Below are 5,554 nucleotides of genomic sequence, written 5' to 3' on the forward strand. Positions count from 1 at the left end.
CGCAGCACAGGCCGAAACGCTGATCTACGCTGCGAGCGCCCATGCGCGCGATCTGCCGGGCAAGTTCCGCCCCGAAGACAAGGGCTGCGCACTCGCCTCCGATGCCGAGGGCGCGGCCTACCGCATGGGCTACTTTCTGGGCGATGGCACCGGCGCGGGGAAGGGCAGGCAGGTTGCCAGCGTCATCCTCGACCGCTGGCTAAGCGGCGAGCGCAGGCATATCTGGGTATCGAAGAACGAGGCACTGCTCGAGGATGCGCGGCGGGACTGGACCGCGTTGGGGGGCCTTCCCATCGACATCCAGCCTCTGGCCACCTGGAAACTGGGCGCCCCGGTGGCGATGGGCGATGGTATTCTCTTCGTCACCTATCCGACGCTGCGATCAGGCCGGAACGATGCGACGCGACTTGATCAGATTCTCGCGTGGGCGGGTGAAGATTTCTCCGGCGTGCTGGTCTTCGATGAAGCGCACGCCATGGCCAACGCGGCCGGTGGCGAAGGCTCGCGAGGCAAGGTCAAGGGATCGGAACAGGGCGTGGCCGGGGTTCGCCTGCAAAATCTCCTGCCGCGTGCCCGTGTGCTCTATGCCTCGGCCACCGGCGCTTCGGACGTCAACAACCTCGCCTATGCAACAAGGCTGGGTCTGTGGGGACCCGAAACCGCGTTCGCCAACCGCGAGGCCTTCGTCGCCGACATCCGCGAGGGCGGGATCGCGGCCATGGAACTTGTCGCGCGCGACCTGAAGGCACTGGGTCTCTACACCGCGCGCGCCCTTTCCTTCGCGGGCGTAGAGTACGAGATCCTCGAACATGCGCTGACGCCCGATCAGGTCGCCATCTACGACGTCTATGCCGATGCCTGGTCCATCTTATGCGCAGCTCGCCATAAGATCGCTTATCGCGAGGAAGCGGTAATGCGAAGGAACGCGGCGTAGGCGCGGGATTCCAGGGGTGCGGCACGAAGTTGCTGCGCATTATTTTGATTGCGAACCTCGGCGGTCTCTGGACCAGCTGAGGAGTCAATCATGCTGAAATTACACGACGAACTGATCGCCGAACTTTCGAATTTGCTCACGACGCAGAATTACAACCCGGTGGTCGTAGCGAACCATCGCCTCTACGCACGCGCGTTTCTCGATTATCTGGCCGAGTGCGATATCCAAGTCGCCACTGTGACGCCGGCGCAGGTTGCTCAATATTTTGCCTATGCAGCGCGGGACTTTGCGGCCGAGTATGGTCGGCTGCCCAGCGTGCGCTGGCATATGTTGCCGCGCACTGCGATCGCCAAGCTCCTTCGCCTTGCCCAAGGCAAATGGCCCCCTGAGGCGGAGCTGATCGGTCCGGATGCCGCAGTCCGACAGGCGATCTGCTGCGAGTACGAGGCATGGCTGCGCGAGGAGCGCGGCTTAGCAAATGCGACCATTGCGGCGCTTATGTGGGAGGCCCGAAACTTCCTGCGATGGCAGTTCGACCGCGGCGGTGCTGGCAGTCTCCAGACATTGAGCGTCGTGGATGTCGATCTCTACATGGACATGCGCGCGCCGGGCTTACGGCGAAAATCATTAGCCGATGTCGCTGAGCGTCTCCGCTCGGTGGTGCGCTATCTGCATCGAACGGGGCGCGTTCCGGCCGATCTCACGCCGCACATCATCGGCCCCATGCTCTATGCCTACGAAGATGTGCCCTCGACGCTGGACAACGAGCAAATCGTCGCAGTGCTGGCGACAACGAGGATGGACAAATCGCCGCGGGGACTACGCGATTATGCGATACTTCAGTTACTTGCCACATATGGGTTGCGCGAAGGTGAGATTTGCCGGCTTCGCCTCGAAGACGTGAACTGGCACGGGGAATTCCTGCGCATCCGCCATACCAAGACCAATGCGTACTCCTACCTGCCGCTATTGGTGCCTGTCGGTGAAGCCCTCCTTGGCTATCTCCGACTTGGGCGCCCGCAGGTCGAGGTCCGGGAAATCTTCATCCGAACCCTCGCGCCCTACATCGCAATGACAAACCTGTACGGTATGGTCCGCAGCCGGTTGGCGGCCGCAGGCGTCAAGCCGTCAGGAAAGCGGGGGCCGCATGTCTTCCGCCACGCGCGTGCGGTCGAAATGCTGCGGGCGTCTGTGCCGCAAAAACTGATCGGCGACCTGCTTGGGCATCGATCCACCGAATCCACCAATACCTACCTCAAGCTGGCGACAGATGATCTCCGAGCCGTGGCGCTCGATGTACCGGGAACGGAGGTGCTGTCATGAGCGCTTGGCACGATCCCGATCGCACCCTCGTCAATATCTTCCTGGAAAAATCGCAGTTCCGGTCGGGAAGCAGGCCAACGTATCGCTGGTTCCTTCGCAGCTTCGAGGATGCAGCCCGGTGTCATCCGGCGGTTGACCGGCAGATGCTCACCGCCTGGCTGAGAGACATGGAAAAGCGTTGGCGCTTGCGGACGCTGCTTAACCAGGTCTGCATCGTGGATCGCTTCCTCGACCACCTCGTGGAAATCGGGCGGATCGCCAACAACCCCATCGCGTTGTTGCGCAGTCAGTACAACGTCAAACAAAACAAGCCGATCTGGAGGGCGCTGGCTTCGCCCAATCCCGACGAGGCCTTGGCCGCGTTACGACGGCCGGTGCCCTTCGGCAGCGTACTGGGGGACTTCATGCGCGACCATGTCATGCTGATGCGCAGCAGGGGATATCAATATGAAGCACAAGCTCACTGGCTGCTGCGGTTCGATCGGTTCCTTCAGGTCCATCCGGAGCTAGCAAAGAAACCACTTGAGGCAATGCTTACGAGTTGGGCGGCTGCCAAGCCGACCCGCAACCACGCGGCGGAATGCCAGAAGCTAGCGCGCATCCTGACCAAAGCGCGGTTCCGCCTTGATCCGACCATCCCACCGAAGCCGTTCAACATCCGGCCTGAGACGGAAATCAGGCGTGACCATAGGCGTCCGCATATCTTCAGCCCCGCTGACGTTCGGCGTATGCTCGATACCGCCCGGACTTATCCGTCGCCGGACGCTCCGCTGCGGCCGTTGACCCTCTACACCATGATAATGCTGGCCTATTGCGCCGGGCTACGGCGAAGCGAACTGGCATGGCTCGATCTTGGTGACGTGGACCTGCAAGCGGGCACGATCACGATCCGGGAAACGAAGTTCTACAAGACCAGGATATTGCCGCTATCCAACAGCGTCCTGGTTGAGCTGCACGCCTACATCGATGCAAGGCGGCGCGCCGGCGCGTCTCAGGACCTGCAATCAGGGCTGTTCTGGCATGCTCACTTTAATGGCCGCTACAGTCCCGAGGCGGTAACAACGATGATCACCAACGTCATGCGTCGTGCTGGGCTCAAACCTGCTTCGGGGCGAACGGGACCTCGTGTTCATGACCTGCGTCACTCGATGGTGGTGAATCGAATCCTCCAATGGTACCGATCCGGCATTAACCCGCAGGAAAAGCTGCACTTCCTATCAACTTACATGGGCCACCGGGATCTTCACTCCACGCTGGTCTACATCACCGTCACGCAGGAGCTGTTACAGGAAGCCAGTGAACGGTTCCGCGCGCTCGGCGCCCCGTGCCTCGGCATGGAGGTACGGCTATGAAGAAAGGCAATCCCTTGCCCGCGTTGTTGCGGGCGTTCTTCCAGGAGTGGCTGGCCGAGCAGCGCAGCGCGTCAATCCACACGATCCGCTCTTATCGCGACGCCTGGCGGCTGCTGCTTCGGTTCGTCGCGGAGCGAAAAGGCTGCGGGGTTGCGCGACTGATGCTCACCGACGTCTCGGCCGGCGAGGTGCGCGCGTTCCTTCATCATACCGAGCATGGCCGCAAGACCACGATCGGCACGCGGAACTGCCGACTGGCCGCCATCCGCAGCTTCTTCAGCTTCGTGGCGGACAAAAATCCGGAATACATCGCGCAGTGCTCAGAGGTACTGGCTGTACCGTTGAAGCGGGAGCCCACCCCCGCGCCGTATTACCTCGAGCCCGAGGAGGTCGAGGCCATACTCGCCCAGCCCGACCGATCGACACTCGAAGGGCTGCGCGACCATGTACTGCTCTCGTTCCTCTACAACAGTGGTGCGAGAATCCAGGAGGCGCTCGACCTCTGTCCCGGAGCAATCCGGTTCGATGCACCGAACTTCGTTCGTCTTTACGGCAAGGGGCGCAAGGAACGCATCTGCCCGCTCTGGCCAGAAACCGTGGCATTGCTCAGGAAGCTGCTGGAGCGACAGCCGCGTGCGCCCGATGAACGGATCTTCGTCAATCGATACGGTGAACCGCTCGGAGCCTCAGGCGTGCGGTTCAAGCTCAACGCTTACGTGGGACAAGCCGCGAAATCGACGCTGACCCTCCAGTCAAAACACGTTACGCCTCACAGCTTCCGGCACGCGACCGCCGTCCACCTCGTTGCCGCCGGGGTCGATATCACCGTCATCCGCAGTTGGCTCGGGCACGTCAGCCTCGATACGACCAATCACTATGCTCAGGCCAATCTGGAGACCAAACGCAAGGCGCTGGAACAGGTCTGCGCCCCGGCGGCGAGCAACGTGCCACCTTCGTGGAAGCGAGATGCCAGTCTGATGGAATGGCTCGACACCCTGTAGAATAATGTGAAGGACGTGGCGAAATGCTCCGCAGCGTCGCAGGCCTACGCCGCGTTCCTTCGCATTACCGCTTCCTCGCGATAAACGATCTTATGCGCAGCTCGCCATAAGATCGCCCATGCATCGGCATAGGCATCGTAGATCGCTATCTGGTCGGGGGTGAGCTTATGCTCGAGCGGGTCATATTCGACGCCGGCGAAGCTGAGGGCGCGAGCGGTATAGAGGCCCATCGCCTTGGTATCGCGCGCCACGATCTCCATCGCCGCGATGCCGCCTTCTTCCATCGCAGCGAGGAATGCATCGCGGTCCTGAAACGCGGTGCCCGGACCCCACAGGCCTAGCCGCGCCGTATAGCTCAGGTTTTCGGGCTTGGTGGCGCCCGTTGCCGAGACATAGATAACCCGGGATCGTGGCAATGCATTCTGCAGGCGGACACCGGCCAATCCCTGCTCGGAGCCCTTTGCCACGCCGAAGTCGGTCTCGGTGCCCGCGGCGTTGCCGAGCGCATGGGATTCGTCGAGCAGGATCACCCCCTCGAAATCGGCACCCGCCCAGTCGAGCAGCTGCTGAAGGCGCGACGCCCGGTCGTGGCGTTGCGAACGCAGGGTCGCGTAGGTGAGAAAGAGGATGCCGCTGTCCATGCTGACGGCCTCACCCAGCGGGAAGGCGTCGAGCGGCTGGATATCGATGGGCAGGCCGCCGAGCGCGCTCCAGTCACGCCGGGCATCTTCGATGAGGGCCGAGCTGCGGGAAATCCAGATGGCCCGACGCCGTCCTCTATTCCATTGGTCGAGGATGATGCCCGCCCCTTCCCGGCCTTTGCCGACGCCGGTCCCGTCCGCGATGAAGAAGCCGGCGCGATAGACAGCCCCTTCGGCATCCTCGCGCAGCTGGTCACCGGCCGGGTTGGGCGCGAAGGTGCCCTTGAGGTCGCGCTCGCACGC

General features: G+C 62.3%; 5 protein-coding genes. 4 read left to right on the top strand and 1 reads right to left on the bottom strand.

What is annotated here, in order from left to right:
• From BGN95_RS12665 to BGN95_RS12680, 4 genes are all read left to right on the top strand, one after another.
• Positions 1 to 934, top strand: a 934-nt coding sequence (locus BGN95_RS12665) for a strawberry notch family protein (RefSeq protein ID WP_286772818.1), incomplete at its 5' end; no start/stop codon positions are given.
• Between the two features lie 90 nt (positions 935 to 1,024).
• Positions 1,025 to 2,257: a site-specific integrase gene (locus BGN95_RS12670; protein ID WP_066212555.1), complete on the top strand. Its 1,233-nt coding sequence runs from the start codon at positions 1,025 to 1,027 to the stop codon at positions 2,255 to 2,257.
• On the top strand, positions 2,254 to 3,609 hold the full coding sequence (locus BGN95_RS12675) for a tyrosine-type recombinase/integrase (protein ID WP_066212557.1): 1,356 nt from the start codon (positions 2,254 to 2,256) through the stop codon (positions 3,607 to 3,609). The genes BGN95_RS12670 and BGN95_RS12675 overlap by 4 nt, the downstream gene beginning before the upstream one ends.
• Positions 3,606 to 4,610 (top strand): site-specific integrase, encoded by a 1,005-nt coding sequence (locus BGN95_RS12680; protein ID WP_036529394.1) that lies wholly within the window; start codon positions 3,606 to 3,608, stop codon positions 4,608 to 4,610. Before BGN95_RS12675 ends, BGN95_RS12680 begins: the two co-directional genes overlap by 4 nt.
• Before the next feature lie 44 nt (positions 4,611 to 4,654).
• On the opposite strand, the gene BGN95_RS12685 is transcribed toward BGN95_RS12680, so the two are convergent.
• Positions 4,655 to 5,554, bottom strand: a 900-nt coding sequence (locus BGN95_RS12685) for a strawberry notch family protein (RefSeq protein ID WP_286772819.1), incomplete at its 5' end; no start/stop codon positions are given.

It is taken from the genome of Sphingomonas sp. 66-10 (assembly GCF_001897045.1).
Lineage (GTDB): Bacteria > Pseudomonadota > Alphaproteobacteria > Sphingomonadales > Sphingomonadaceae > Sphingomonas > Sphingomonas lycopersici.

What these genes read in the sequence shown, in the direction of transcription:
- BGN95_RS12680 (WP_036529394.1), top strand. Translation starts at nt 3,606, where the DNA reads ATGAAGAAAGGCAATCCCTTGCCCGCGTTGTTGCGGGCGTTCTTCCAG.
- BGN95_RS12670 (WP_066212555.1), top strand. Translation starts at nt 1,025, where the DNA reads ATGCTGAAATTACACGACGAACTGATCGCCGAACTTTCGAATTTGCTC.
- BGN95_RS12675 (WP_066212557.1), top strand. Translation starts at nt 2,254, where the DNA reads ATGAGCGCTTGGCACGATCCCGATCGCACCCTCGTCAATATCTTCCTG.